This is a genomic window from Cellulophaga lytica DSM 7489, from assembly GCF_000190595.1.
Lineage (GTDB): Bacteria > Bacteroidota > Bacteroidia > Flavobacteriales > Flavobacteriaceae > Cellulophaga > Cellulophaga lytica.
Genome location: NC_015167.1, coordinates 1,599,232 through 1,623,586, shown reverse-complemented (window position 1 = coordinate 1,623,586; position 24,355 = coordinate 1,599,232). Strand labels below are relative to the sequence as shown.

At 34.1% G+C, this 24,355-nt stretch carries 24 protein-coding genes; 14 read left to right on the top strand and 10 right to left on the bottom strand.

From position 1 onward, the window contains the following. The first annotated feature begins 10 nt into the window (after nucleotides 1-10). A complete protein-coding gene (locus CELLY_RS07175) occupies nucleotides 11-757 on the top strand; it encodes an SDR family NAD(P)-dependent oxidoreductase (RefSeq protein WP_013620999.1) in 747 nt (248 codons plus the stop codon). Between the two features lie 118 nt (nucleotides 758-875). Here the strand turns inward: CELLY_RS07175 and CELLY_RS07170 are convergent, their stop codons facing one another. Then, entirely contained in the window at nucleotides 876-1,385 is a 510-nt protein-coding gene (locus CELLY_RS07170) for an acyl-CoA thioesterase (protein ID WP_013620998.1), read from the bottom strand. 60 nt (nucleotides 1,386-1,445) lie between these two features. Continuing rightward, nucleotides 1,446-2,393 (bottom strand): HU domain-containing protein, encoded by a 948-nt coding sequence (locus CELLY_RS07165; RefSeq protein ID WP_013620997.1) that lies wholly within the window; start codon nucleotides 2,391-2,393, stop codon nucleotides 1,446-1,448. Nucleotides 2,394-2,497: 104 nt separating this feature from the next. Here CELLY_RS07165 and dprA point away from each other — a divergent pair, with 104 nt between their 5' ends. Next, entirely contained in the window at nucleotides 2,498-3,598 is a 1,101-nt protein-coding gene (gene dprA, locus CELLY_RS07160; protein ID WP_013620996.1) for a DNA-processing protein DprA, read from the top strand. A gap of 276 nt (nucleotides 3,599-3,874) precedes the next feature. After that, on the top strand, nucleotides 3,875-4,627 hold the full coding sequence (gene bamJ / locus CELLY_RS07155; protein ID WP_013620995.1) for a BamJ family beta-barrel-assembly machinery protein: 753 nt from the start codon (nucleotides 3,875-3,877) through the stop codon (nucleotides 4,625-4,627). 26 nt (nucleotides 4,628-4,653) lie between these two features. On the opposite strand, the gene trpS is transcribed toward bamJ, so the two are convergent. Beyond that, nucleotides 4,654-5,622, bottom strand: a complete 969-nt coding sequence (trpS, locus tag CELLY_RS07150; RefSeq protein WP_013620994.1) for a tryptophan--tRNA ligase — start codon at nucleotides 5,620-5,622, stop codon at nucleotides 4,654-4,656. A gap of 143 nt (nucleotides 5,623-5,765) precedes the next feature. On the opposite strand from trpS, the gene CELLY_RS07145 reads away from it, so the two are divergent. After that, the gene (locus CELLY_RS07145) at nucleotides 5,766-6,524 is read left to right on the top strand and encodes a lysophospholipid acyltransferase family protein (protein WP_013620993.1); all 759 of its coding nucleotides are present in this window, start codon (nucleotides 5,766-5,768) and stop codon (nucleotides 6,522-6,524) included. On the opposite strand, the gene CELLY_RS07140 is transcribed toward CELLY_RS07145, so the two are convergent. The 4 genes from CELLY_RS07140 to recA form a co-directional block, all read right to left on the bottom strand. Further along, on the bottom strand, nucleotides 6,521-7,984 hold the full coding sequence (locus CELLY_RS07140) for an outer membrane beta-barrel protein (RefSeq protein WP_013620992.1): 1,464 nt from the start codon (nucleotides 7,982-7,984) through the stop codon (nucleotides 6,521-6,523). The genes CELLY_RS07145 and CELLY_RS07140 overlap by 4 nt on opposite strands. Nucleotides 7,985-8,009: 25 nt before the next feature. Beyond that, nucleotides 8,010-8,576, bottom strand: a complete 567-nt coding sequence (locus tag CELLY_RS07135) for an RNA polymerase sigma factor (RefSeq protein WP_013620991.1) — start codon at nucleotides 8,574-8,576, stop codon at nucleotides 8,010-8,012. Nucleotides 8,577-8,606: 30 nt separating this feature from the next. Beyond that, nucleotides 8,607-9,032 (bottom strand): hypothetical protein, encoded by a 426-nt coding sequence (locus CELLY_RS07130; RefSeq protein ID WP_013620990.1) that lies wholly within the window; start codon nucleotides 9,030-9,032, stop codon nucleotides 8,607-8,609. A 141-nt stretch (nucleotides 9,033-9,173) separates the two neighbouring features. Further along, entirely contained in the window at nucleotides 9,174-10,181 is a 1,008-nt protein-coding gene (gene recA / locus CELLY_RS07125) for a recombinase RecA (protein ID WP_034644323.1), read from the bottom strand. A gap of 291 nt (nucleotides 10,182-10,472) precedes the next feature. Here recA and trhO point away from each other — a divergent pair, with 291 nt between their 5' ends. The 8 genes from trhO (at nucleotide 10,473) to CELLY_RS07085 (ending at nucleotide 18,671) form a co-directional block, all read left to right on the top strand. Beyond that, entirely contained in the window at nucleotides 10,473-11,504 is a 1,032-nt protein-coding gene (gene trhO / locus CELLY_RS07120; protein ID WP_013620988.1) for an oxygen-dependent tRNA uridine(34) hydroxylase TrhO, read from the top strand. A 247-nt stretch (nucleotides 11,505-11,751) separates the two neighbouring features. Further along, entirely contained in the window at nucleotides 11,752-13,107 is a 1,356-nt protein-coding gene (locus tag CELLY_RS07115; protein WP_013620987.1) for a PSP1 domain-containing protein, read from the top strand. Further along, on the top strand, nucleotides 13,094-13,579 hold the full coding sequence (locus CELLY_RS07110) for a gliding motility lipoprotein GldH (protein WP_013620986.1): 486 nt from the start codon (nucleotides 13,094-13,096) through the stop codon (nucleotides 13,577-13,579). Before CELLY_RS07115 ends, CELLY_RS07110 begins: the two co-directional genes overlap by 14 nt. Nucleotides 13,580-13,581: 2 nt before the next feature. Continuing rightward, nucleotides 13,582-15,924 (top strand): penicillin-binding protein 1A, encoded by a 2,343-nt coding sequence (locus CELLY_RS07105; RefSeq protein WP_013620985.1) that lies wholly within the window; start codon nucleotides 13,582-13,584, stop codon nucleotides 15,922-15,924. Between the two features lie 16 nt (nucleotides 15,925-15,940). Continuing rightward, nucleotides 15,941-16,642 (top strand): CoA transferase subunit A, encoded by a 702-nt coding sequence (locus tag CELLY_RS07100; RefSeq protein WP_013620984.1) that lies wholly within the window; start codon nucleotides 15,941-15,943, stop codon nucleotides 16,640-16,642. Between the two features lie 15 nt (nucleotides 16,643-16,657). Then, nucleotides 16,658-16,996 (top strand): hypothetical protein, encoded by a 339-nt coding sequence (locus CELLY_RS07095; RefSeq protein ID WP_013620983.1) that lies wholly within the window; start codon nucleotides 16,658-16,660, stop codon nucleotides 16,994-16,996. A gap of 41 nt (nucleotides 16,997-17,037) precedes the next feature. Further along, nucleotides 17,038-17,691 carry a 3-oxoacid CoA-transferase subunit B gene (locus tag CELLY_RS07090; RefSeq protein WP_013620982.1) on the top strand — a complete coding sequence of 218 codons (654 nt, stop codon included), beginning with the start codon at nucleotides 17,038-17,040 and terminating at the stop codon, nucleotides 17,689-17,691. Nucleotides 17,692-18,128: 437 nt separating this feature from the next. Continuing rightward, a complete protein-coding gene (locus CELLY_RS07085) occupies nucleotides 18,129-18,671 on the top strand; it encodes a thioredoxin family protein (RefSeq protein WP_013620981.1) in 543 nt (180 codons plus the stop codon). 90 nt (nucleotides 18,672-18,761) lie between these two features. Here the strand turns inward: CELLY_RS07085 and CELLY_RS07080 are convergent, their stop codons facing one another. The 3 genes from CELLY_RS07080 to CELLY_RS07070 are packed head-to-tail and all read right to left on the bottom strand — an operon-like array spanning nucleotide 18,762 to nucleotide 22,226. Further along, nucleotides 18,762-19,508, bottom strand: a complete 747-nt coding sequence (locus CELLY_RS07080) for a succinate dehydrogenase/fumarate reductase iron-sulfur subunit (RefSeq protein WP_013620980.1) — start codon at nucleotides 19,506-19,508, stop codon at nucleotides 18,762-18,764. A 10-nt stretch (nucleotides 19,509-19,518) separates the two neighbouring features. Continuing rightward, entirely contained in the window at nucleotides 19,519-21,534 is a 2,016-nt protein-coding gene (locus tag CELLY_RS07075; RefSeq protein ID WP_013620979.1) for a fumarate reductase/succinate dehydrogenase flavoprotein subunit, read from the bottom strand. 14 nt (nucleotides 21,535-21,548) lie between these two features. Then, nucleotides 21,549-22,226, bottom strand: coding sequence for a succinate dehydrogenase cytochrome b subunit (locus CELLY_RS07070; RefSeq protein ID WP_013620978.1), 678 nt, complete (start codon nucleotides 22,224-22,226; stop codon nucleotides 21,549-21,551). Nucleotides 22,227-22,388: 162 nt separating this feature from the next. Between CELLY_RS07070 and CELLY_RS07065 the strand changes: the two genes are divergently transcribed. Together CELLY_RS07065 and CELLY_RS07060 are read left to right on the top strand one after the other, a co-directional pair. Then, on the top strand, nucleotides 22,389-23,279 hold the full coding sequence (locus CELLY_RS07065; RefSeq protein WP_013620977.1) for a RimK family alpha-L-glutamate ligase: 891 nt from the start codon (nucleotides 22,389-22,391) through the stop codon (nucleotides 23,277-23,279). Next, a complete protein-coding gene (locus tag CELLY_RS07060; protein ID WP_013620976.1) occupies nucleotides 23,257-24,231 on the top strand; it encodes a succinylglutamate desuccinylase/aspartoacylase family protein in 975 nt (324 codons plus the stop codon). Before CELLY_RS07065 ends, CELLY_RS07060 begins: the two co-directional genes overlap by 23 nt. Nucleotides 24,232-24,355: the final 124 nt, after the last annotated feature.

Here is a 24,355-nt window from a genome sequence, read left to right as displayed (position 1 = left end):
AAAGAAAAAAATGGAAGATTTAAAAGACAAAGTTGCCATAGTAGTTGGTGGTACAAGCGGAATTGGTAGAGCTACCACAGAACAGTTGTTAGCTAATGGAGCAAGCGTAATAGTTGTTGGTAGGAATATTGATAAGATAGACGACACTAAAAACTTATCTAAAGTAAAAGCAGACATCACTAACAGTGAAGATTTAAAACAATTGGTTGACAAAATTAATCAATTAGAAGATGTAGATTATCTAGTTAATGCTTCTGGCATATTTAATCCAAAACCTTTTTTAGATCACAATGAGGACGACTACAACGCTTATTTAGACCTAAATAGAGGCTTTTTCTTTTTAACACAAGCTGTAGCTAAAAAAATGAAAGCAACCCAAGGTGGTTCTATTGTAAATGTTGGATCTATGTGGGCAAAACAAGCTGTAAAAATGACACCTTCTTCTGCTTACTCTATGCAAAAAGCAGGTTTACACTCCTTAACGCAGCATTTAGCTATGGAATTAGCAGATGATAACATAAGAGTAAACGCTGTATCGCCAGCCGTAGTAAATACTCCGGTTTATCATAGCGTTTTTGGTAGTAAAGATGAAGCAGAAAAAGCATTAGAAGGTTTAAATGGGTTTCACCCAATTGGCCGTAATGGTACACCACAAGATGTAGCTAATAGCATTGTATTTTTACTATCTAATAAAGCATCATGGGTAACTGGTGCCATATGGGATACAGATGGTGGCGTAATAGCAGGAAGAAATTAAAAACACCTAAACTAAAACGGCTAGGATTAATTTCCTAGCCGTTTCTTAGTTTATACCAAATGGTACATTTCACTTAAGTAACACATTTTAAACTTGTTACCTCTAAATATACCAATTGTTATTTATCTATAAATATTGCTTTTAACTCAGTTGCATCTTTAGGTTTAAGCTTGCCAGCTAGTACCAAACTAAGCTGTTTTCTACGTAGAGCAGCTTCAAAACGCTCAACCTCTAAATCAGTTTCAGGAATTAATGCAGGCACTTCAGTAGGTTTTCCGGTATCATCTACAGCAACAAAAGTATAAATAGCTTCGTTTGCTTTTGTTTTTTCACCGCTAAACCTATCCTCTATCCAAACATCAATAAAAATCTCCATAGAAGTTTTAAATGCTCTAGAAACAGCTGCTTCTACAGTAACAACACTTCCTACAGGAACAGATCTATTAAAAGCTACGTGGTTTACAGACGCAGTTACAACTATACGTCTACTGTGTCTACGCGCAGCAATACTAGCAGCCCTGTCCATACGCGCTAACAGTTCGCCACCAAACAAATTGTTTAGCGGATTGGTCTCACTAGGGAGTACCAAATCTGTCATAACTGTTCTACTATCTTTAGGTGTGTGCATTTTCTATTTTTTAAATTTTGCGCAAAGATACTACGCTTTTAATTTAAAAAAGAAAATATTTTACTTTACTGAAAGCAACCAAGCATCTGAAGATACGCCCGATTTAATTTTTTGCAAAAACTTTAAACCCTCGTTAGCATCACTAAAACTTGCATAAGCTACTTGGTGTAAACCATATTTATTTACGCCAACATACAGTGCATTATAGCCTTGTTTTTTAAGTTCTTTTATTTTACGGTTTGCATTTTTTTGCACTCTAAATGCACCAGCAATTACATAATGCTCTTGCGTAGCAGGCTTTGCAATAATATCTAAAGACAAAGATGGCAGCTCTAATGGTGTAGTATCAAAAAAAGTAGCCTCTTGTATAGTTCTAGATATTTGCTCTTGTGCATCTTGCTGTGCAATTTCTTGTATTGCAACTGTAGTATTGTAGTAACGTAAACCTGTTAAACCAGTAGAAATTGCCAATAAAGCAATTGCTGCATACTTTAAATACGGTCTAAACGTAGTTGTTTTTCTTTTTTCTGGTGTAATAATAAATGGTACTTCTTCTTCTAAAGCTACCACTTCTTCTTTTAACACTTCTCTAGTAACTGGTGATGCCACTACAGTAGATAAACCAAAAGATGTTGTTAAATAATTTACTTGGTTAGCTGGTATAAATTGTATTTTTTGGTCCTCATTTAAAAACAACTCACCTACTGAAGCAAACTTAATTCTTTGCCCCAATTTTAACATTCTCTTCCAATGCTCAACTTCTTTTGTCAACGCCTCCAAAACCTCTTCAAAAGTAGATTTTTCTGCCGTTGCAATATATGTTATTAACAAGCCATCATTAGAATTTACTTGTTGGTTAAACGAAACTATCTTTGTAGGTGGCGTAAAGGTATTAGTAGCCTCATCTAGTTCAGCAGATTTTTTTTGCGTTAAAAAAGCTCCAAACTCAGGTATTACAACACAGTTGTACCTATATAATAATTCTTCAATATATTGTTCTGTTCGCATTGTGGCAAATATTGTAAAAAATCATCTTTCTTTTAACATTTGGCCTAACTTTTTATTAACATTTTAATTGTTGTATTTTGTAGCCAATTACAGAAAGCCTCTAAATGACTACAACAGAATTAATTGCAACTTTAAGATTACAAAGCATTCCTAATATTGGAAGTGTTACAGCTAAAAAATTAATTGCCCATTGTGGCAGTGCCTCTCAAATTTTTAGTAGTAGAAAAACAGATCTTTTAAAAATTGATGGCATTGGAACGCTAAAGTTGAAAAATATTTTTGACACATCACATTTAGATGCTGCAGAAGAAGAGCTTCAATTTATTAAAAAAAATAATATTGAAACACTTTATTTTAAAGATGAAAATTATCCAGATTATTTAAAACACGCTATAGATGCTCCTATTTTATTATTTAAAAGAGGGAATATCAATTTAAAAAATAGAAAAATTATTAGTGTTGTTGGCACACGTAAAATTACTAGTTATGGCACTGCCTTTTGCGAAAAATTTATTGCTGACATTGCTCCTTTAAATCCAATTATTGTAAGTGGCTTTGCATATGGCGTAGATATTTGCATACAAAAAGAAGCTATAAAACACGGTTTACAAACCATTGGTTGCTTGGCACATGGTTTAAATCAAGTTTACCCAAAAGTGCATAGTAAGTATACAACAGATATTGAGAAAAATGGCGGATTTTTAACTGAGTTTTGGAGCACAAGCACACCAGAGCGTGAAAATTTTTTAAAACGAAACAGAATTATTGCTGGCTTAAGTGAAGCCACTGTGGTAGTAGAATCTGCTGAAAAAGGAGGTAGCTTAGTTACTGCAGATATAGCGCACGGATACAATAGAGAGGTTTTTGCGGTTCCTGGGAGAACTCAAGACAAATACAGTTTAGGTTGCAATAATTTAATTAAACAACAAAAAGCACAAATGATTACTTCTGCTGCAGATGTTGTATATTTATTAGGCTGGGAACCTAAACAAAAGCCAAAAATTACGCAACAACAATTGTTTGTAGAACTTACCGAGGTAGAGCAACAAATACACTCTTTTTTACAAACTGAAGGCAAACAGCTACTAGATACTATTGCTTTGGCGTGTAACATTCCTGTTTTCAAAACCTCATCTACATTACTAAATATGGAAATGAAAGGAGCCATTAGACCACTACCCGGAAAATTGTTTGAAGCTATATAAAACCACCCTAAAATAAAGCATTAATACCCCACTAACATACCTAAATAAACAAACTAGTTAGTTTGCTAGGCTAGTAAACAATGGCTTACTATACATAAATAAAGTTGCTTGTCTTTTAAATACATCTAATAATCCTAAAATGTATAATGGTTACTGTTGCAAAATTTTACACAACATACCGTATAGTTTGTTTCATCTTTTAATTAAATAGAAATAAACACAAGGAGAAATACTACAGATTTTGGTTACTTTTGATAGAAAATTTAGAAAACAAAAATGAAAAAACTATTAATTGTAGCATTAACCCTTGTAATAGGTAACGCTAGTTATGCTCAAAAAAAGAAAGATTTAATAAAGGAAGTAGCCGCTTTAAAATCTGAAGCTTCTACCCTAAAAAAAGAGTTAAATCAACTTAAAAAAGCCAAAGAAGTAAACCTAAACGACAGTATACACAAATTTAGTTACGCATTTGGTGTTGAAATAGGAACCAGCTTAAAATCCGTGGGTGTAAAGTCTATTAACTATGATGTGTTTGCAGTTGCATTAGAAGAAACTTTAAATGGTAACGAAAAAATTTCTAGACAAGACGCTAGTTCATATATCCAGAAAAGCGTGATGGAAATTAAAGAAAGAGAATCCAAAAGGTTAAAGTTAGACAGCGAGAATTTTTTAGCCGAAAATGCTAAAAGAGAAGGTATTAAAACTACAGAAAGTGGATTACAGTACGAGATTTTAACTCCTGCTGATGGTCAAAAACCAACTGCGGATGATAAAGTTGAAGTACATTATGAGGGGAAACTTATAGACGGAACCATTTTTGATAGCTCTATAGAGCGTGGAGAATCTATAGTATTTGGAGTATCGCAAGTTATAAAAGGGTGGACAGAAGCATTACAATTAATGTCTGTTGGCTCTAAATACAGAATTTATATTCCTCAAGAATTGGCTTATGGAGAAAACGGAGCAGGAGGCCAAATACCTCCTTACGCCGCTTTAATTTTTGATGTAGAATTAATTTCTATTAAATAAAAAAACCAGTATAATAAGGGCAAAAGTTAATAACCTACTTTTGCTCTTACTCTACTTAGCACCTCAGTTGCAACCGCAGTTGCCTTTGCTGCTCCTTTAGCAAGTGCTGCATCTATCTCATCTAAATTATTCATGTAATAATTATACTTTTCACGTGCATCTGCAAACTTATCAATAATAAGCTCAAATAACTCTTGTTTTGCGTGTCCGTATCCGTAATTACCACCTTTATATTTAGCACGCATTTCATCAACCTGCTCTGTTGTTGCTAATATTTTATATAACTCAAACACATTATCACCTTCTGGGTCTTTAGGGTCTTCCATTGGTGTGCTATCTGTTTGTATACCCATAATTTGTTTGCGCAACTTCTTATCGGTCTGAAACAAATTAATTAAGTTGCCTTTACTCTTACTCATTTTAGTACCATCTGTACCCGGAATAAACTTAGATTCCTCTTGCACCTTACCTTGTGGCAAAACAAATGTTTCTCCTAATTGCGCATGAAATCTAGACGCTACATCTCTAGTAATTTCTAAATGCTGCATTTGGTCTTTACCTACAGGCACAATCTCCGCATCATACAACAATATATCTGCTGCCATAAGCATTGGGTAAGTAAATAAACCAGCATTAACATCTTCTAACCTATCTGCCTTATCTTTAAAGGAATGTGCTAGAGTTAGTCTTTGGTACGGAAAAAAACAGCTTAAATACCATGATAATTCTGTGGTTTGCGGAACATCACTCTGTCTGTAAAAAACAGTTTTTTCAATATCTAAACCAAAAGCAAGCCAAGTAGCAGCTACAGCATAGGTGTTGTTACGTAATTCTTCTCCGTTTTTTATTTGCGTTAGCGAATGCATATCTGCTATAAAAAGAAAAGATTCGTTTTTAGGGTCGTTTGCCATTTCTATTGCTGGCATAATTGCACCTAAAATATTACCTAAATGTGGCACTCCTGTGCTCTGTACTCCTGTTAAAACTCTTGCCATTTTATTTAAAATAATTGTAAAAATCAAAGGTAATGCAAATAGAAGAATAGACCAACATTTTGGTTTTTGCTTTTTTTAGTTTGATGCGATTAAAAAGTAAACTTTTTTAACCATAGTTTTAATTAATTGCTATTTTTGAAGTTATGTTCACTTTTTTAAAAAACATAGGTCACTTACTTTACCGCATTTGGTTTTATATACTTGTGGCACTGCCTATACTCTTATTTTTTCCATTATTATTTGTGTTTTGTATTAAAGAAAAATGGTACCCTTACTTTTTTTGGTTGGCGCGTAACTGCTGGGCCAGACCAATTTTATTAGGTATGGGCTGTCCGCAACAAATAAAAAGAGAACAAAAAATTGAAAAAGGAAAAAGCTATATGCTAGTTGCTAACCACACTAGTATGCTAGATATTATGCTTATGTTGCGCGCTAGTAGAAACCCTTTTGTATTTGTAGGCAAAAAAGAATTGGTTAAAATTCCGCTTTTTGGTTTCTTTTACAAACGCGTTTGTATTATGGTAGACCGTAGCAATACCAAAAGTAGAACTGCTGTGTATATGCGTGCACAAAGAAGATTAAAACAAGGACTAAGTATTTGTATTTTTCCTGAAGGTGGCGTGCCAGAGGAAGACGTTATTTTAGACGAGTTTAAAGATGGTGCTTTTAAAATGGCCATTGCTCATAAAATACCAATTGTACCTATGACTTTTTTAGACTGTAAAAAACGTTTTTCTTTTACCTTTTTTAGTGGAAGCCCAGGTTTATTGCGTGTAAAAATTCATTCCTTTTTTGAAACCAAGGAGTTAGATGAAGAACACAAAGCAACATTAAGAGAAGATGTGCGAAACGTTATACTTAAAGAGTTGCAAAGTAAAAAACCAACTGGTATTTCATTTTAAAACTTAAAACTAAGACCACTATAAACGCCCATAGAAAAAGGCTGAAAATCTCCAGAGCTATTAGAAAATGTATTTAATTGGTATTTAAACATTGGCTCTACACTTAACTGCATTTTAGGCGTAAACATATAATTAAGTCCAAAACCAATATTAGTACTAAAATTAAGGCTATTTATGTTATTAGATTCTCCTATTTTAGTTCTTAAATCATCAGACTCTAAGGAGATAGAATCATCTACTAGAAACAAAGAACTTACACCGCCTATCAGGTTTACACCAAATTTACCCTCTGTAAGCGCATAATTAAGCTCTAAAGGAACCTCTAAATACCCAAATTGCTGTACCATTTTACCCTCTCTACTAGTACTTTTATTTGCATAACTAAATTCCTCTGATTTTGGACTGCTCGGTACTAAAAGTGCATCTGAATCTGTTTGTATAACAATACTTTCTGCATTTGCACTATAATCTATTGTGCTAACCATATTGTTACTTTTAGGATCAAAAGCAGATTTAAAAAATACATTATTAGTATTGTAACCATAGTCTACCTTATGCACTCCAGATCGTATGCTTAATTTTTTATTTACTGCATAAGCAACAGTTACTCCATAACTCATATTTACATTACCAGACTTTGAGTTAGATACAAAACTAGGGTCTACTGGAGAACCGTCTTTTAAAGAATTAAAATATACTGGCGCCACATTAGCACCTACAGACCACTTGTCTTTTTTTACAGACGCAACAGCTTTTTCTTCAGCCTCTTTTATGGCATCATAAATAGATTTTTTACCAACTGTATCTGTACTTACAACTGCTTCTTCTATTTCTTTAGAAAAAAGTTGTTCTTTTTCTTCTTTTAAGTTTGGTGTTGATTTTGTTTCAACACTATCTACATTACCTACTTCTTTGTTGTGCTTTGTCGCATTTTTAACTAAAGCAGCTGCAATAGCACTATTCTCTCTGTTTTTAACAGTAAATAAGGTTGTAGCTTCTTCTCTGGTTACTTTATGTTTTTGTGTAGCTGTAAAAGTATGAGTATTAGCTTTATTCTTATTGACTACAGATGCATTATTACCGTGTTCTTCATTTGTAGTAGTTACAACAGAGCCTTCATTAATAGGTAAATTAATATTGTTTTTATCAGTAGTGTCCTCTCCATTTATTTTTGCATTCTTATCTACAATTTTTGTATCTGTATTAGGCAGTACCTTTTCTGTATCTGTAATTGCAGGCACTATTGCATCATCAGCCATAAAAAAAGGTTTTACCGCAAAAAACAACAAAGCAAAAACAGCAGCTATTCCGCCAAGTTTCCACCAAATAGGAATTACAAACCTATCTTTTTTCTTATCGTCTAAAGACGCATTAAGCCGCTGCCAAACTTTATCATCTGGCACTTGTCCAAAGTCTTTAAACTTATCCTGGAACAGCTTGTCTAAATTTTCTTTACTCATTTTAATTATTATATACTGACTACAATTAAAATTGCAACCAACAAAATAGCACTATGGAAACTACTATTTTTAGCTTTGTTTTTTCTATTTTATCCTTTAAAATTTGTCGCGCTCTAGCTAAGTTAGATTTAGATGTACCTGCCGTTGTACCCAACAAATCTCCTATTTCTTTGTGCGTATAGCCATCTAACACATATAAATTAAACGTTGTTCTGTATTTGTACGGCAACTCTTGTATGTAACTTAAAAGCATTGATAATGAGGGAGAGTCTTCTGTAACTTCTACTTCAACTGGCTCTTCAATCTTTTCTTCTTCTTTTATAGCTACGTAAGTTTCTTTTCTGTATTTCTGCAGAACAGTATTAACGGTAATTCGTTTTATCCAACCATCAAAAGAACCATTAAATTTAAACTGACCAATTTTATTAAAAATGGTCATAAAGCTATCATGCAAATTGTCTTCTGCCTCTTCTTTATTTTTAGAATACTTTAAACAAACACCATAAAGCATAGGAGCGTAATGGCGGTAAAGCAGCTCTTGTGCTGCTCTATTGCCTTTTACACAATTATGTATAGTTTCATTTAAGTCCAAAAAACGTAAAATGGTTGGTTATAAAATATTTTATTGGTTTACTGGTACTGTAATTTCTATGTACTGGTCTTCACCACCTGCATTTTGCCCTGTCCAAAATTTAAATAAGTAATCTTCATTATAAATTACCTCAAAATCAAAAGACACTTCTACCTCTTCTGTACTTTCTTGGCAGTTATCATTACCTATTAACTCTGTTCCAATAGGGTAAACCTCACGCTCTGTTAACTGATGCTTGTGAATGTCAAACCCTTCAAAATAGGTACACGTATTAGGATTAGCGTATGTAACAAATATGGTATACCTTTCTCCGTACTCAAAGGCCTCTGGCACTTCTGCACTTAACACCTTTAAATTTACGTATTTAAAATTAGTATTATCATCATCATCTAAAGAGCAAGCGTTAAAAGATAAACTTACTATCACAAGCATTAAAATACTTAAACTTTTTTTCATGTTGTAATTATTATATTGTTGCTTTATAGATGATTATTAAATGGTAAGGTTGCGTTAAAAACGACAAAATCCCGAAAAAATCGGGATTTTGAATGTTTTAGGCCCATTTTTGGGTAAAACTGTTTATTTTATAAATAAAAATTAAGCTGTAACTGCTTTTATAGCATCTTTAATTTTTACTTCTAATTCCTCTAGCAATTCTGGGTTATCTGCTAAAATACTTTTAACAGCATCTCTACCCTGACCAAGTTTTGTATCGCCATAACTAAACCAAGATCCACTTTTCTTAATTATTTCGTATTGCACACCTAAATCTAAAATCTCTCCTACTTTAGATACACCTTGACCATACATAATATCAAACTCAGTAGTTCTAAACGGTGGTGCAACTTTATTTTTAACAACTTTTACTCTTGTTTTATTACCCTGCACATCACCATCTGTATTTTTAATTTGTGTAGATCTTCTAATATCTAAACGTACAGAAGCATAAAATTTTAATGCATTACCACCAGTAGTAGTTTCTGGATTACCAAACATAACCCCAATTTTTTCTCTTAACTGGTTAATAAAGATAACAGTACAATTTGTTTTACTAATAGAGCTTGTTAGTTTACGTAGTGCTTGCGACATAAGTCTGGCGTGTAATCCCATTTTAGAGTCACCCATTTCACCTTCAATTTCACTTTTAGGCGTTAAAGCGGCAACAGAATCCACAATAACAATATCAATAGCACCAGATCTAATTAAATTATCTGCAATTTCTAAAGCCTGCTCTCCATGATCTGGCTGAGAAATAATTAAATTATCTATATCTACTCCTAATTTTTCTGCATAAAAACGATCAAAAGCGTGCTCTGCATCTATAAAAGCAGCAATACCACCAGCTTTTTGAGCCTCTGCTATAGCATGCAACGTTAATGTTGTTTTACCAGAAGATTCTGGTCCGTATATTTCTACAACTCGACCACGTGGATAACCACCTACGCCTAAGGCAATGTCTAAACCTAAAGATCCAGAAGATATAACAGCTACATCTTCTACAACCTTATCTCCCATCTTCATTACAGATCCTTTACCGTAAGTCTTATCCAGCTTGTCTAAAGTTAATTTTAACGCTTTTAATTTTGCTTCTTTTTCGTTGCTCATTTCTAATAGTGTTTGTACCGCTAAATTACCATTTCTTTTGTCATAATACAATGCCAACGCAACCTTTTTACCAAAGCTGCATCTACAAGGTGTGTTCACCTTCAATCTTAAAACGAAGGTGCCTTAAGATTCTACATTTTTAAGGCAGATTTATTTTTCCGCTTTGTTGGTTAAGTCGGAAAAAGCATCTAAAAAGGGTTTAACTATATGTTATAACCCTTTTTTGTTGCCCAAAACCTCAATATTTTATAGCTTTGCCGCTATTCTTTAACTTAATAAAATTAGTATAGCATGCAACTGTACAATACATTAAGCGCCAAGGAAAGAGCAGCCCTTATTGAAGAGGCTGGTAAGGAACGCCTAACCATTTCTTTCTACAAATATGCGCACATAGGCAACACATCTTTATTTAGAGATCACTTATTTATTACCTGGGACCAATTAGAGGTTCTTGGACGTATTTATGTAGCAACAGAGGGTATAAACGCTCAATTATCTGTTCCTGCAGAAAATTTTAATGCCTTTAAAGCACATTTAGATAGTATTACATTTTTAGAAAATGTACGACTAAATATTGCCATTGAACAAGACAATATGTCCTTTTTAAAATTAAAGGTAAAAGTGCGTAATAAAATTGTTGCTGATGGTTTAAACGACAATGCTTTTGATGTTACAAACAAGGGGGTACACGTTAATGCTGAAAAATTTAACGAGCTTATTGAAGACCCAAATACGGTGTTGGTAGATATGCGCAACCATTATGAAAGTGAAATTGGTCACTTTAAAAATGCTATTACTCCAGATGTAGATACTTTTAGAGACTCTTTAGATATTATAGAGAACGATTTAAAAGACCACAAAGAAGATAAAAAACTAGTAATGTATTGTACTGGTGGTATACGTTGTGAAAAAGCTAGTGCTTATTACAAACACAAAGGCTTTAAAAACGTTTACCAACTAGAAGGTGGTATAATAGAGTATACCAGACAGGTAACTGATAAAAACCTAGAAAATAAGTTTATTGGTAAAAACTTTGTTTTTGACCACAGAAGAGGTGAGCGCATAACTGATGATGTTATTGCCAACTGTCACCAATGTGGAGATCCTTGTGACACACACGTAAACTGCGCTAACGAGGCTTGCCATTTATTATTTATACAGTGTAAAAAATGTGCCGAAGAAATGGACAATTGTTGTTCTTCAGAGTGCAAAGAAATACACGCACTGCCTTACGAAAAACAAAAAGAGCTTAGACGTGGTAAAACGGTAAGCAACAAAATATTTAAAAAAGGAAGATCTGAGGTTTTAAAATACAAAAAATAGATTTTAACTCTAAACTTCCCCACACAAATAAAGGCTGCTAAAACACTTGTTTTTAGTAGCTTTTTTACATTAAAACAGCAGACAATAAAAAGCTATTTTATTCAGTTTAAATAATTAACATTTTACAATAAAGTACTGTCTTATTTATTTCAACTTAAAAATAGTATCTTTACGGTTAAGTAAATTAATATGAACCTTTTTTGGCACAAAGCAGCTTTGTTTTTAGTGTCAAATCAATATATATAATATGGGTTGTAGCAGTTGTTCAACTGGTAAAGACGGCCAACCAAAAGGATGTAAGAACAATGGTACTTGCGGAACAGATGGCTGTAATAAATTAACGGTTTTTGATTGGCTCTCTAATATGTCGTTGCCAAACGGCGCAGAGCCTTTTAATTGCGTAGAGGTACGCTTTAAAAATAGTAGAAAAGAGTTTTTTAAAAACACAGATAAATTATCTCTAGCAATAGGAGACTTAGTAGTAACCGAAGCAAAATCTGGTTATGATGTTGGTATGGTAACACTTACAGGTGAGCTTGTAAGGGTGCAAATGAAAAAGAAAAAAGTTGCTTTAGATAGTGAAGATATTCTAAAACTATACAGAAAAGCTAGTCAAAAAGATGTAGATACTTGGCAAAATTGCAGAGATAGAGAAGAGGCTATTAAAAAGAGAGCCAGAGAAATTGCAATTGCACTTAATTTAGAGATGAAAATATCTGATGTTGAGTTTCAAGGAGATGGCTCTAAAGCTACATTTTACTACACAGCAGAAGACAGGGTAGATTTTAGACAGTTGATAAAAGATATGGCAAAGGCATTTTCTATTCGTATAGAAATGCGCCAAATTGGTTACAGACAAGAAGCACAACGTTTAGGCGGAATTGGATCTTGTGGTAGAGAACTTTGCTGCTCTACTTGGTTAACAGACTTTAGATCTGTAAGTACTGCTGCTGCCCGCTACCAACAACTTTCTTTAAATCCACAAAAGCTAGCTGGCCAATGCGGTAAACTAAAGTGTTGCTTAAACTATGAGTTAGATGTGTATTTAGATGCCTTGAAGGATTTTCCTAGTCAAGACACTAAAATATTTACAGAAAAAGGAGTTGCATACTGCCAAAAAACTGACATTTTCAAAGAAATGTTATGGTTTTCTTACAGAGATGATGCCGCAAACTGGCATATGCTAACCAAAGATCAAGTAAATGAACTTGTTGCCTTAAACAAGCAAAAAGAAAAAATTGTTAGCTTAGAAGATTATGCGGTAGAAAACATAGTTGAAGAAAAAGCAATGGTGTTTGAAAATGTTGTTGGCCAAGACAGTTTAACTCGTTTTGACAAACCAAAAAAGTCTAACAAAAAGAGACGCAACAATAATAAAAAGCGCAACAACAACAACAACAACAACAACAACAACAACAACAACAACAACAACAACAACAACCCTAATAATAAGAGGTCAAAACCAAAGTCAAACCCTAATAGCAAGAGTAACAAGGCTAAAAGTCCGGCTAAAAAAAGACCTGTTGCAAACAAAAAAAACAACAACCCAAATAGTAACAGCAACACTAACAAAAAAAGACCCACAAAAAATGCTAAGAAATAGTTTTATCATTTTTTTACTTGTACTCTTAGGTGCCTGCAACTCTAACATTATAGAAACCAAATACAAGGCAACTAAAAATGGCGTTTGGAATAAAGATGAAATAATGAGTTTTTCATTTAATGCACCAGACACAATTAGCAGGTATAATGTATTTATCAACCTAAGAAATGACAATACATTTCCTTACAGTAACTTATTTTTAATATCAGAGTTAAGTTTTCCTAACGGAACTGTTATTAAAGACACCTTAGAATACCAAATGGCAGAGCCTAATGGTGAGTGGCTAGGTAAAGGAAACGGAAGTATTAAAGAAAATAAGCTTTGGCTTAAAGAAAACATCGTTTTTCCAGAAAATGGCGTATATACATTACAAATTTCACAAGCTATGCGCAAAAATGGCAATGTAAACGGCATAGTAAATTTAGAAGGCATCACTGATGTTGGGTATCAAATAGAAAAAATTAAAGAATAGCAATGGCAAAGGCTGTAAAGAAAAAAGAAAGTAAACCATTTTTTAAGTTTATTAAATGGTTTTGGATATTATTTGTTGTAGGTATTATATCTGTGGTACTTATATTTTTATTAGCATCTATGAATGCTTTTGGCGAGTTACCAGATTTTGAACGCTTAGAGAATCCTCAAACAAATTTAGCCAGTCAAATTATCTCCTCAGATGGTGAGTTATTAGGCAAGTACTATTTTGAAGACAACAGAACAGATGTAGCTTACGAGCAATTGCCTAAACATTTAGTAGATGCTTTGGTTGCAACAGAAGATGCTCGTTATTTTGAGCACTCTGGAATAGATGCCCGTGGTACACTAAGAGCATTTTTCTACCTAGGAAAAAAAGGGGGGGCAAGTACAATTTCTCAGCAGCTAGCAAAGCAATTATTTACAGGCCAAGCTGCAAGAGGATGGCAACGTTATACTCAAAAAATTAAAGAATGGGTTATTGCAACTCGTTTAGAGCGCCAGTATACCAAAGAAGAAATTATAGCAATGTACTTTAACATTTATGATTTTGGTAATAATGCAGATGGTATACGTTCTGCTTCTCGTATTTACTTTGGCAAAGAACCTAAAGATTTAGATGTTAAGGAATCTGCGATGCTGGTAGGTATGTTTAAAAATTCATCTTTATACAACCCTACCCCAAAAAGAAACCCAGAAGGAACTTTAAATCGTAGAAATGTAGTGTTAGCGCAAATGGCAAAATATGGCTACATTACTCAAAAAGAAAAAGACTCATTACAAAAAACACCGTTAAGCTTAAACTTTTCTCCAGAAAACCATAAAGAAGGTCTTGCAACGTATTTTAGAATGTATTTACAAGGTTTTATGAGCGATTGGGCAAAAAAGAACCCTAAGCCTGCATTAAAAGGAGAGCGCGACAAATGGAACTTATTTTTAGACGGATTAAAAATCTACACCACTATTGACTCTAGAATGCAGAAAAACGCAGAAGTAGCAGTAGAAAGACATATGACGAAGTTACAAGCTGAGTTTTTTGTTCAAAATACACCAGAACGTAATAAAACCGCTCCATTTTTAGACCTAAACAAGGACGAGGTAAATAGAATACTGGAAAGAGGTATGAAAACTTCAGACCGATGGAGATCTATGAAAAGAAACGGAAAATCTGAAAAGGAAATTAGAGCAGCATTTAAAAAGCCAATTCCAATGAAGGTTTTTAGCTGGACAACCAAAACTAAAAACAAAGACACTGTAATGTCTCCTTTAGACTCTATTAGATATCACAAATCTTTTTTAAGAACAGCTATGATGTCTATGGAACCACAAACAGGACACGTTAAAGCCTGGGTTGGTGGTATAAACTATAAGTATTTTCAGTATGACAATGTATACAGCGGGTCTAGACAAGCAGGTTCTACATTTAAACCGTTTGTGTATGCTGCCGCTATAGACCAATTGCGTTTATCTCCTTGTGATTCTATTATGGACACACAACATTGTATTGCAGCTGGCAAACACGGTAACACAGACGCTTGGTGTCCTAAAAACTCAGACGGTAAGTATTCTGGAGAAATGATGACACTTAAAAAAGCTCTAGCAAAATCCGTAAACTCTGTTACAGCAAAATTAATAGACGAAGTTGGCCCTGCACCAGTAGTACAAATGGCAAAAAAATTAGGCATTACTAAAGAATTGCCAGAAGTACCATCTATTGCACTAGGTACAGCAGATATGAGTGTTTATGAAATGGTTGGTGCATATGGTGCGTTTGCAAACCAAGGTGTGTATGTAAAACCCGTAATGGTTACCAGAATAGAGGATAAAAACGGCACAGTACTTTATGAGTATACTCCAGAAACAAGAGATGTTATGAGTAAAGATGTTGCTTATGCCGTTGTAAACCTAATGGAAGGTGTCACCAACGAAGGCTCTGGTGCCAGACTTAGATCAGGTAGTTCAAATGCAAAATTTTACAAAGAAGTTATGACTGGTCACCCTTACGAACTTAGCAACCCAATTGCTGGTAAAACAGGAACTACACAAAACCAAAGTGATGGTTGGTTTATGGGTATGGTGCCAAACCTAGTTACTGGCGTTTGGGTTGGTGGCGAAGATAGAGCGACCCACTTTAGAAGTATTAGATACGGCCAAGGAGCAACAATGGCTTTACCAATATGGGGTATGTACATGAAAGCAAATTATGCAGATAAAGATTTAGGCATATCAGACAAAGCCTTTACCAAACCTAAAAACCTATCTATTAATGTAGATTGCGCCAAGGTTAGAAAAGAGATGCAACAAGATCAGCGTGTTGATGACGACATAGAAGATCTTGATTTTTAATTAATTCTTATTTAAAATGATTAGAAAAACAGTAGCAAACGTTAAAGAAGCCCTTAAAGGCGTAAAAGACAATATGACTTTTATGGTTGGCGGCTTTGGATTATGCGGCATTCCAGAAAACGCAATAGAAGAGCTTGTTAACCTAAACGTTAAAAATATTACGTGCATATCTAACAATGCAGGTGTAGATGATTTTGGACTTGGCTTATTACTACAAAAACGTCAAGTTAAAAAAATGGTATCTTCATATGTTGGTGAAAATGATGAATTTGAAAGACAAATGCTAAGTGGTGAGCTAGAAGTAGAATTAACACCACAAGGCACTTTAGCTGAAAAATGTAGAGCTGCACAATCTGGCTTTCCGGCTTTTTACACTCCTGCCGGCTACGGTACAGAGGTAGCAGAAGGGAAAGAAACAAGAGAGTTTAATGGCAAAATGTATGTTTTAGAGGAAGCTGCTAAAGCCGATTTCGCTTTTGTAAAAGCCTGGAAAGGTGACGAAGCAGGGAACCTTATTTTTAAAGGTACAGCCCGTAACTTTAATGCCGTTATGTGTGGTGCTGCCAAAATAACTGTTGCCGAAGTTGAAGAACTTTTACCAGCAGGAAGTTTAGACCCAAATGAAATTCATATTCCAGGAATATTTGTGCAACGAATTTTTCAAGGAAAAGATTATCAAAAAAGAATAGAACAACGTACTGTTAGAGCTAAAGAGTAATACAGAAAGTGCCTTATGAAATTAGCATATAGATGTCCTTCTTGCAAAGCAACAAATTATTACACACCAGTAATTGCAACCAGAGGAGATTTACATATGAAAATTGGCGATAGTTTTAACGCTAATTGCACAAGTTGCAACTCTATAGAAAAAGTACATATTAATAAAATTACAGCAGTACAAGACAAGAGATTAATAGTAATAGGCGCTATAATTGGCCTTGTATCTGCAATAATATTATGGTCTATTTTTGGCGCTATTGGAACAGTTGCAGTTGGTATTCCAATACTTTTTATGTCCGTAGAAAGTAGCGCAACCAATACCTTTAATAAATATATGATAAGACGCAGGTAACTTATCTAATTAAAAAAATATTCAATTTTATAGTAACTATTATGCTAGATAAAAACGGAATAGCTAAACGCATTGCAAAAGAAGTACAAGACGGGTTTTACGTGAATTTAGGTATTGGCATACCTACTTTAGTAGCTAATTTTGTAAACAATGATATAAGTGTTGAGTTTCAGAGTGAAAATGGCGTATTGGGCATGGGCCCTTTCCCTTTTGAAGGAGAAGAAGATGCTGATATCATTAATGCTGGTAAACAAACCATAACAACTTTACCAGGAGCTTCTTTTTTTGACTCTGCAACAAGTTTTGGTATGATTAGAGGGCAACACGTAGACCTTACTATTTTAGGCGCTATGGAAGTTTCTGAAAACGGAGATATTGCCAACTGGAAAATACCTGGAAAAATGGTAAAAGGTATGGGTGGGGCTATGGACTTAGTTGCATCTGCAGAAAATATTATTGTTGCTATGATGCACACCAACAGAGCAGGAGAGTCTAAATTATTAGACAAATGTACCTTACCTTTAACTGGTGTTGGTTGTGTAAAAAAAATAGTAACAAACCTAGCTGTTTTAGAGGTTACTAAAGAAGGGTTTTTACTTTTAGAGCGCGCTCCAGGTGTAACTGTAGATGAAATAAAGAAAGCCACAAAGGGTACTTTAATTGTAGATGGAGACGTTCCTGAAATGGATATTTAAACAAAAAATGTAGGTATACAACATAAAAGTAGCGTTTTACAACAATTGTTTTACAATTTTAAAGGATGCACCTATATTTACATTGTATTATAAGTTTAACCCCAAATTAAAACTTTTAACAACCTAAATTATGAATGCCCAAATTTACCCAACATCAGAGAAAGTAATTTACAAGAAAAGTTTCTTTTCTGGAGTTATTAGCCTAACGAAAAAACTATTTATGCTTTCATAAATGAGTTTAAACTAAAGACATTAAAAGGAGCTACATTTAGTAAAATGTAGCTCCTTTTTATTTTCTCAAAAAATCAATTAAAATAAGCCACTTAAGGCAATTAATACAAAACATATATAAGATACTATTAATTTATACTAAAATAGCCTTAAAGCGTTTGATTAGCTCATTAAAGCCATGTAACTTAGTGCTAAATCTAATTAAAATGAAAAAAGCAAAACACACCACTCAACTTCTAGCGTTATTTTTGTTTACCGTTGTAGCTTCTGCACAGGTACCTAAAGACCACAACAACAGAGAACGCTTACTAGGTAAAATTAGCAAGTCTGACCTAACAAAAAATTCATTTGAAAATTGGTTTACACCCAACTACAACGATTATAAGGTAGACACAGAAACAATAAACACAATAAAAGACAAACTAAAAGCGTACAAAATAGTTGCCTTTATGGGTACCTGGTGCGGTGATAGCAAAAGAGAAACACCACCGTTCTACAAAGTATTAGAAGCAGCAAACTACCCAATGGAAAATTTTAGTTTAGTAGCAGTAGATAATGCAAAAAATAACTATAAAAAAAGCCCAGGAGGAGAAGAAAAAGGGTTAAACATTACACACGTACCTACTTTTATTTTTTTTAAAAACGGTAAAGAAATTAACCGTATTGTAGAATCTCCTATAATAAGCTTAGAAAAAGACATAAAAGCTATTATAACTGGCAGCACATACATTCCTAATTACGCAGAATAGCAAATACAATTTATAAAAAATCCCAAGCTGTATACACAACTTGGGATTTTTAATTTTATACAAAATAGTTACACTGTAACTTATTTTAGCTTATCCTTTAATGTTTGCAGATAAAAACTCACGATTCATACGTGCAATGTTTTCTAAAGAAATTCCTTTAGGACACTCTACTTCACATGCTCCAGTATTTGTACAGTTACCAAAACCTTCTAAATCCATTTGAGCAACCATATTTTTAACACGGTCTACAGCTTCAACTTGCCCTTGTGGTAATAAAGCATACTGAGATACTTTAGCACCAACAAATAACATAGCAGAAGAGTTTTTACAACTTGCTACACAAGCACCACAACCAATACAAGTTGCAGCATCCATAGCCTCATCTGCAGCGTGCTTAGAAATAGGAATAGCATTAGCATCTTGCGTATTACCAGAAGTATTTACAGATATGTAACCACCTGCGTGCTGTATACGATCAAAAGCACCTCTATCTACAACTAAATCTTTTAAAACAGGAAAAGCTTTTGCTCTAAAAGGTTCTATTGTAATGGTATCACCGTCTTTAAACATACGCATATGCAATTGACAAGTAGTTACACCCCTATCCGGACCGTGTGCTTCACCATTAATATACATAGAACACATACCACAAATACCCTCACGGCAGTCATGATCAAAAGCTACTGGCTCTTCACCAGAGTTAATTAATTGTTCGTTTAAAACATCCATCATTTCTAAGAAAGACATATGTTCTGAGATCTCAGTCACTTTATAATCGACCATTTTACCTTTCGACTGAGCATCTTTTTGACGCCAAATTTTAAGTGTTAAATTCATAATGTCTATCTTATTTGTATGAACGTTGTTTTAATTCTATTTCATTGAACTCTAGCTCCTCTTTATGCAATACAGCATCACCAGGTTCTCCTTTATATTCCCAAGCAGAAACAAAAGCAAACTCTTCATCGTTACGCTTAGCTTCTCCTTTTTGTTCGCCGTCTAATTCTACAGATTCTTCTCTAAAGTGCCCACCACAAGATTCCTCTCTAACAAGTGCATCTTTAGCAAACAACTCACCTAATTCTAAGAAATCTGCCACACGGCCTGCTTTCTCTAATTCGCTATTTAACTCATTAGCATTACCAGGTACACTTACATTTTTATAGAAATCTTCACGTAGTGCTTTAATTTCCACCATTGCCTCTTTTAACCCTTCAGCATTACGAGACATACCACATTTCTCCCACATAATATTACCTAATTTCTTATGGTAATAATCTACAGAGTGTTTACCGTTATTGTTTACAAAGAAGTCAATTTTATCTTTAACCTCTTTTTCAGCAGCATCAAACTCTGGAGTGTCAGTAGGTATTTTACCCGTTCTAATCTCATGCGATAAATAATCTCCAATTGTGTAAGGCAACACAAAATAACCATCTGCTAAACCTTGCATTAAAGCAGAAGCTCCTAGTCTGTTTGCACCGTGATCAGAGAAGTTAGCCTCACCAATACAGTATAAACCGTCTACAGTAGTCATTAAGTTATAATCTACCCAAACACCACCCATTGTGTAATGTACCGCTGGGTAAATCATCATTGGTGTTTTGTATGGATCTTGATCTACAATTTTCTCATACATCTGGAACAAGTTACCGTATTTAGCCTCAACAATAGCCTTACCTAAATCGTATATCTTTTCTTTAGATGCATTTGTAATATTGTGAATTTTAGCCTGTTCTTTACCGTAACGCTCAATTGCAGAAGCAAAATCTAAATAAACTGCCTCACCAGTTGCGTTAACACCGTAACCAGCATCACAACGTTCTTTTGCTGCTCTAGACGCAACATCACGCGGTACTAAGTTACCAAATGCAGGATATCTTCTTTCTAAGTAATAATCTCTTTCATCTTCAGACAAATCGGTTGGCTTTTTCTTGCCTTCACGAATTGCTTTAACGTCTTCAATATGCTTTGGAACCCAAATACGACCATCATTACGTAAAGACTCAGACATCAATGTTAATTTAGATTGATAGTCTCCTGAACGAGGTATACAAGTTGGGTGAATTTGCGTGTAGCAAGGGTTTGCGAAAAACGCTCCCTTTTTGTGTATTTTCCAAGCAGCTGTTGCGTTAGAACCCATTGCATTGGTAGATAAGAAATATACATTACCATAACCACCAGAGGCAATTACTACTGCATGAGCAGAATGACGTTCTATTTCACCAGTAACTAAGTTACGAGCAATAATACCACGAGCTTTACCATCTACCTTAACAACGTCTAGCATTTCATGACGATTGAATGGAGTAATTTTACCACGCGCAATTTGTCTGTTCATTGCAGAATATGCTCCTAACAACAATTGCTGACCTGTTTGTCCTTTAGCATAAAAAGTTCTAGAAACTAATACACCACCAAAAGAACGGTTGTCTAACAATCCGCCATAATCACGTGCAAAAGGAACCCCTTGAGCAACACACTGGTCTATTATATTTGCTGATACCTCAGCCAAACGATAAACGTTTGCTTCACGAGAACGATAATCACCACCTTTAACCGTGTCATAAAACAAACGGTAGGTAGAGTCTCCATCTCCTTGGTAATTTTTTGCTGCATTTATACCACCTTGTGCCGCAATAGAGTGTGCTCTACGCGGAGAATCTTGGTAGCAAAATGTTTTTACATTGTAGCCCAACTCTGCTAAAGTAGCAGCAGCAGAACCACCAGCTAAACCTGTACCAACAACAATAACATCTATGTTACGCTTGTTAGCTGGGTTAACTAAATCTATATGGTTTTTATAATCGGTCCACTTAGTTTTAAGAGGGCCTTTAGGTACTTTAGAATCTAATACAGACATATGATACTATATTATTAATGATTAAAATGATGAAAAAGGGCTATAAAAATAAATCCTAAAGGAATTATTATAGCATAAGCCTTACCAAAAGCCTGAAGCTTTTGTTTTCTCATAGAGCTAACTCCAGAAGATTGAAACGCAGAACTAAATCCGTGCATAAGGTGTAAAGATAAAAACACAAATGCCAAAACATAAGCGCCAACTCTTAATGGGTTAACAAATTTGTGTGTAAGCTCTTCGTAATAACGAAAGCCTTCACCATCTGCTAATAATCCAGACATATCGCCTTGGATGTATTTAGTGTTAATTTCTGGCAACCAGAAATCTATAAAATGTAGTACTAAGAAACCTAATATAGCCAAACCGCTATAAATCATATTTCTACTCATCCAGCTAGAATTAGCTGCTCCATTGTTTTTTGCATACTTTACCACTCTTGCTTGTCTATTTTTAAATTCAAGAATAAAGCCCATTATAAAATGGTACATTACTCCAAAAATTAAAATCGGTTGTAATAAATACTGCACAGCCCAAAAAGTACCCATAAAATGAGAAGCCTCATTAAATGCGTTTGGACTAAACACCGATAAAATATTAATAGCAAAATGCTGAAGTAGAAAAAACATTAAAAATAAAGCAGAAAGCGCCATCGCATACTTTCTACCAATTGAAGATTTAAAAAATCCGCTCATTTGTTGTTAGTTTTGTTTTACAAATTTACGACTCAATTAAGTTATCAACAAACTTTGCTTAAAATATGTAACGTATTTAGAATTATTTTAAAGAAACTTTGATTAACAATTCTGTTAATTACTATTTTTGACCGATATTCATAGAAAATTTAAGAGTAAAAAATGGACATTGGCTTACTTTCTGTTAGTATGGGCGTGTACTCTACACGAAGAATTGCACAAGAAGCAGAAAAGCGCGGGCATTATATAGAGCTCGTAGACCACACCAAATGCTCTGTAAAATTAGGAGCAACTACTCCTAAAATTTATTTAAACGAAGAAGATATCACCAATGAGTTTGATGCCATTATTCCTAGAATAGGAAATAAAGTAACTAGGCACGGTGCGGCTGTGGTTAGGGAGTTTGAGTTAAATGGCGTTTTTACCACAGTAAAATCTTTAAGCATAATAAAGGCACGAAACAAAGTAAAAACATTGCAAATAATGACCAGGTGTGGCGTACCTGTCCCAGAAACATTATTTTCTATTAATCCTAATAACATTGAGTCTCAAATAGCACTGCTTGGTGGCACACCTGTAATTATTAAGTTGCAAGAAGGCACACAGGGACTTGGTGTAATTTTAGCAGAAACCAAAAAATCTGCAAAATCTATTATAGATACTTTTTACAAAATGGATACAAGTATCTTAATTCAGAAATTTATTAAAGAATCTAACGGAGAAGACATAAGAATTTTTATAGTTGGCAATAAAATTGTAGCTAGTATGAAAAGAACCAGTGAAGCGGGCGAATTTAGGTCTAATGTTCACAGAGGTGCCACTGTACAAGCAATAGAACCAACCGCATATGAATGTAAAATAGCACTTAGAGCAGTAAAACAACTAGACCTTGGTGTTGCTGGTGTAGATTTAATACGATCTAAAAACGGCCCATTACTTATTGAGGTTAATGCATCTCCAGGGTTAGAAGGCATAGAAAGTGCAACAGGTGTTAATGTTGCCAAAAAAATTATTGAATACGTAGAAAAAAATGCTTTTAAAAGACGAAAATAAAACCATAACCATTGGTACTGAAAGTGTAAAACCAGGACAAGAAAAACTGGTAAACATAAAAATAGACAGGTTACCAACAGGTACTATTATAGATATTCCTATTTATGTATTTAACGCCAAAAACCCTGGCCCTACCTTATTAGTGCAAGCAGGGCTACATGGCGATGAAATAAATGGCATAGAAATAGTGCGCAGAATGTTAGATAAAAAATATTTTAATGTTAATAAAGGATGCATAATAGCAGTTCCTATTTTAAATATTTTTGGATTTATTCATTTTTCTAGAGAATTACCAGATGGTAAAGATGTTAATAGAAGTTTTCCTGGATCAAAATCTGGCTCATTAGCAAGTAGAATAGCATATCACTTTACAAAAGAAATATTTCCTCAAATAGATTTTGGAGTTGATTTACACACTGGTGGCGGCAGCAGATCTAATTATCCTCAAACACGTTATACGGCAGCAGACAAAAATAGTGAAGAGCTTGCGGCTATTTTTAATGCTCCATTTACTTTTTCATCAGACCTTATACCTAAATCTTTTAGAAAAACAGCTTTTACAAAAGGAATACCCACTATTGTTTATGAAGCTGGCGAAAGTATGCGTTTTGATGAATATTCTATTGAACAAGGTGTACAAGGCATTTTAAACATTCTACATCATTTTAAAATGATTAATAAAACTGAAGCCTTACTTCCTGAAAAAGAAGAAACAGTATATTTAACCAACAGAAAATGGTTACGCGCTCCTACTGCTGGTATGTTTTTACCTAAAATTAAAAATGGAAGCGATATTAAAAAAGGCGCTGTTATTGGTATTGTAACTGATGCCTTTTCTAAACGAAATAAAGAAATTAAAGCTCCTTTTAATGGCTGTGTTTTTTGTATCAATCATCAGGCTGTAGTTAATCAGGGAGAAGCACTTTTTCACATTGGAGAATTGGCCAAATAAGAGTTAATTTTTCAAATTAAAATACAAAACACTAAAAATTTAAACTTCAATTTACAAACTAACCAGTTTGTAGGTGCTCATTATTCTTTGCTACAAATAAACAAGTATGCATTTTATCGGTAAT

What these genes read in the sequence shown, in the direction of transcription:
- CELLY_RS07070 (WP_013620978.1), bottom strand. Translation starts at nt 22,226, where the DNA reads ATGAGCGGATTTTTTAAATCTTCAATTGGTAGAAAGTATGCGATGGCG.
- CELLY_RS07165 (WP_013620997.1), bottom strand. Translation starts at nt 2,393, where the DNA reads ATGCGAACAGAACAATATATTGAAGAATTATTATATAGGTACAACTGT.
- dprA (WP_013620996.1), top strand. Translation starts at nt 2,498, where the DNA reads ATGACTACAACAGAATTAATTGCAACTTTAAGATTACAAAGCATTCCT.
- trpS (WP_013620994.1), bottom strand. Translation starts at nt 5,622, where the DNA reads ATGGCAAGAGTTTTAACAGGAGTACAGAGCACAGGAGTGCCACATTTA.
- recA (WP_034644323.1), bottom strand. Translation starts at nt 10,181, where the DNA reads ATGAGCAACGAAAAAGAAGCAAAATTAAAAGCGTTAAAATTAACTTTA.
- CELLY_RS07090 (WP_013620982.1), top strand. Translation starts at nt 17,038, where the DNA reads ATGCTAGATAAAAACGGAATAGCTAAACGCATTGCAAAAGAAGTACAA.
- CELLY_RS07060 (WP_013620976.1), top strand. Translation starts at nt 23,257, where the DNA reads ATGCTTTTAAAAGACGAAAATAAAACCATAACCATTGGTACTGAAAGT.
- CELLY_RS07145 (WP_013620993.1), top strand. Translation starts at nt 5,766, where the DNA reads ATGTTCACTTTTTTAAAAAACATAGGTCACTTACTTTACCGCATTTGG.
- CELLY_RS07175 (WP_013620999.1), top strand. Translation starts at nt 11, where the DNA reads ATGGAAGATTTAAAAGACAAAGTTGCCATAGTAGTTGGTGGTACAAGC.
- bamJ (WP_013620995.1), top strand. Translation starts at nt 3,875, where the DNA reads ATGAAAAAACTATTAATTGTAGCATTAACCCTTGTAATAGGTAACGCT.
- CELLY_RS07085 (WP_013620981.1), top strand. Translation starts at nt 18,129, where the DNA reads ATGAAAAAAGCAAAACACACCACTCAACTTCTAGCGTTATTTTTGTTT.
- CELLY_RS07065 (WP_013620977.1), top strand. Translation starts at nt 22,389, where the DNA reads ATGGACATTGGCTTACTTTCTGTTAGTATGGGCGTGTACTCTACACGA.
- CELLY_RS07075 (WP_013620979.1), bottom strand. Translation starts at nt 21,534, where the DNA reads ATGTCTGTATTAGATTCTAAAGTACCTAAAGGCCCTCTTAAAACTAAG.
- CELLY_RS07105 (WP_013620985.1), top strand. Translation starts at nt 13,582, where the DNA reads ATGGCAAAGGCTGTAAAGAAAAAAGAAAGTAAACCATTTTTTAAGTTT.
- trhO (WP_013620988.1), top strand. Translation starts at nt 10,473, where the DNA reads ATGCAACTGTACAATACATTAAGCGCCAAGGAAAGAGCAGCCCTTATT.
- CELLY_RS07115 (WP_013620987.1), top strand. Translation starts at nt 11,752, where the DNA reads ATGGGTTGTAGCAGTTGTTCAACTGGTAAAGACGGCCAACCAAAAGGA.
- CELLY_RS07080 (WP_013620980.1), bottom strand. Translation starts at nt 19,508, where the DNA reads ATGAATTTAACACTTAAAATTTGGCGTCAAAAAGATGCTCAGTCGAAA.
- CELLY_RS07170 (WP_013620998.1), bottom strand. Translation starts at nt 1,385, where the DNA reads ATGCACACACCTAAAGATAGTAGAACAGTTATGACAGATTTGGTACTC.
- CELLY_RS07140 (WP_013620992.1), bottom strand. Translation starts at nt 7,984, where the DNA reads ATGAGTAAAGAAAATTTAGACAAGCTGTTCCAGGATAAGTTTAAAGAC.
- CELLY_RS07100 (WP_013620984.1), top strand. Translation starts at nt 15,941, where the DNA reads ATGATTAGAAAAACAGTAGCAAACGTTAAAGAAGCCCTTAAAGGCGTA.
- CELLY_RS07110 (WP_013620986.1), top strand. Translation starts at nt 13,094, where the DNA reads ATGCTAAGAAATAGTTTTATCATTTTTTTACTTGTACTCTTAGGTGCC.
- CELLY_RS07130 (WP_013620990.1), bottom strand. Translation starts at nt 9,032, where the DNA reads ATGAAAAAAAGTTTAAGTATTTTAATGCTTGTGATAGTAAGTTTATCT.
- CELLY_RS07095 (WP_013620983.1), top strand. Translation starts at nt 16,658, where the DNA reads ATGAAATTAGCATATAGATGTCCTTCTTGCAAAGCAACAAATTATTAC.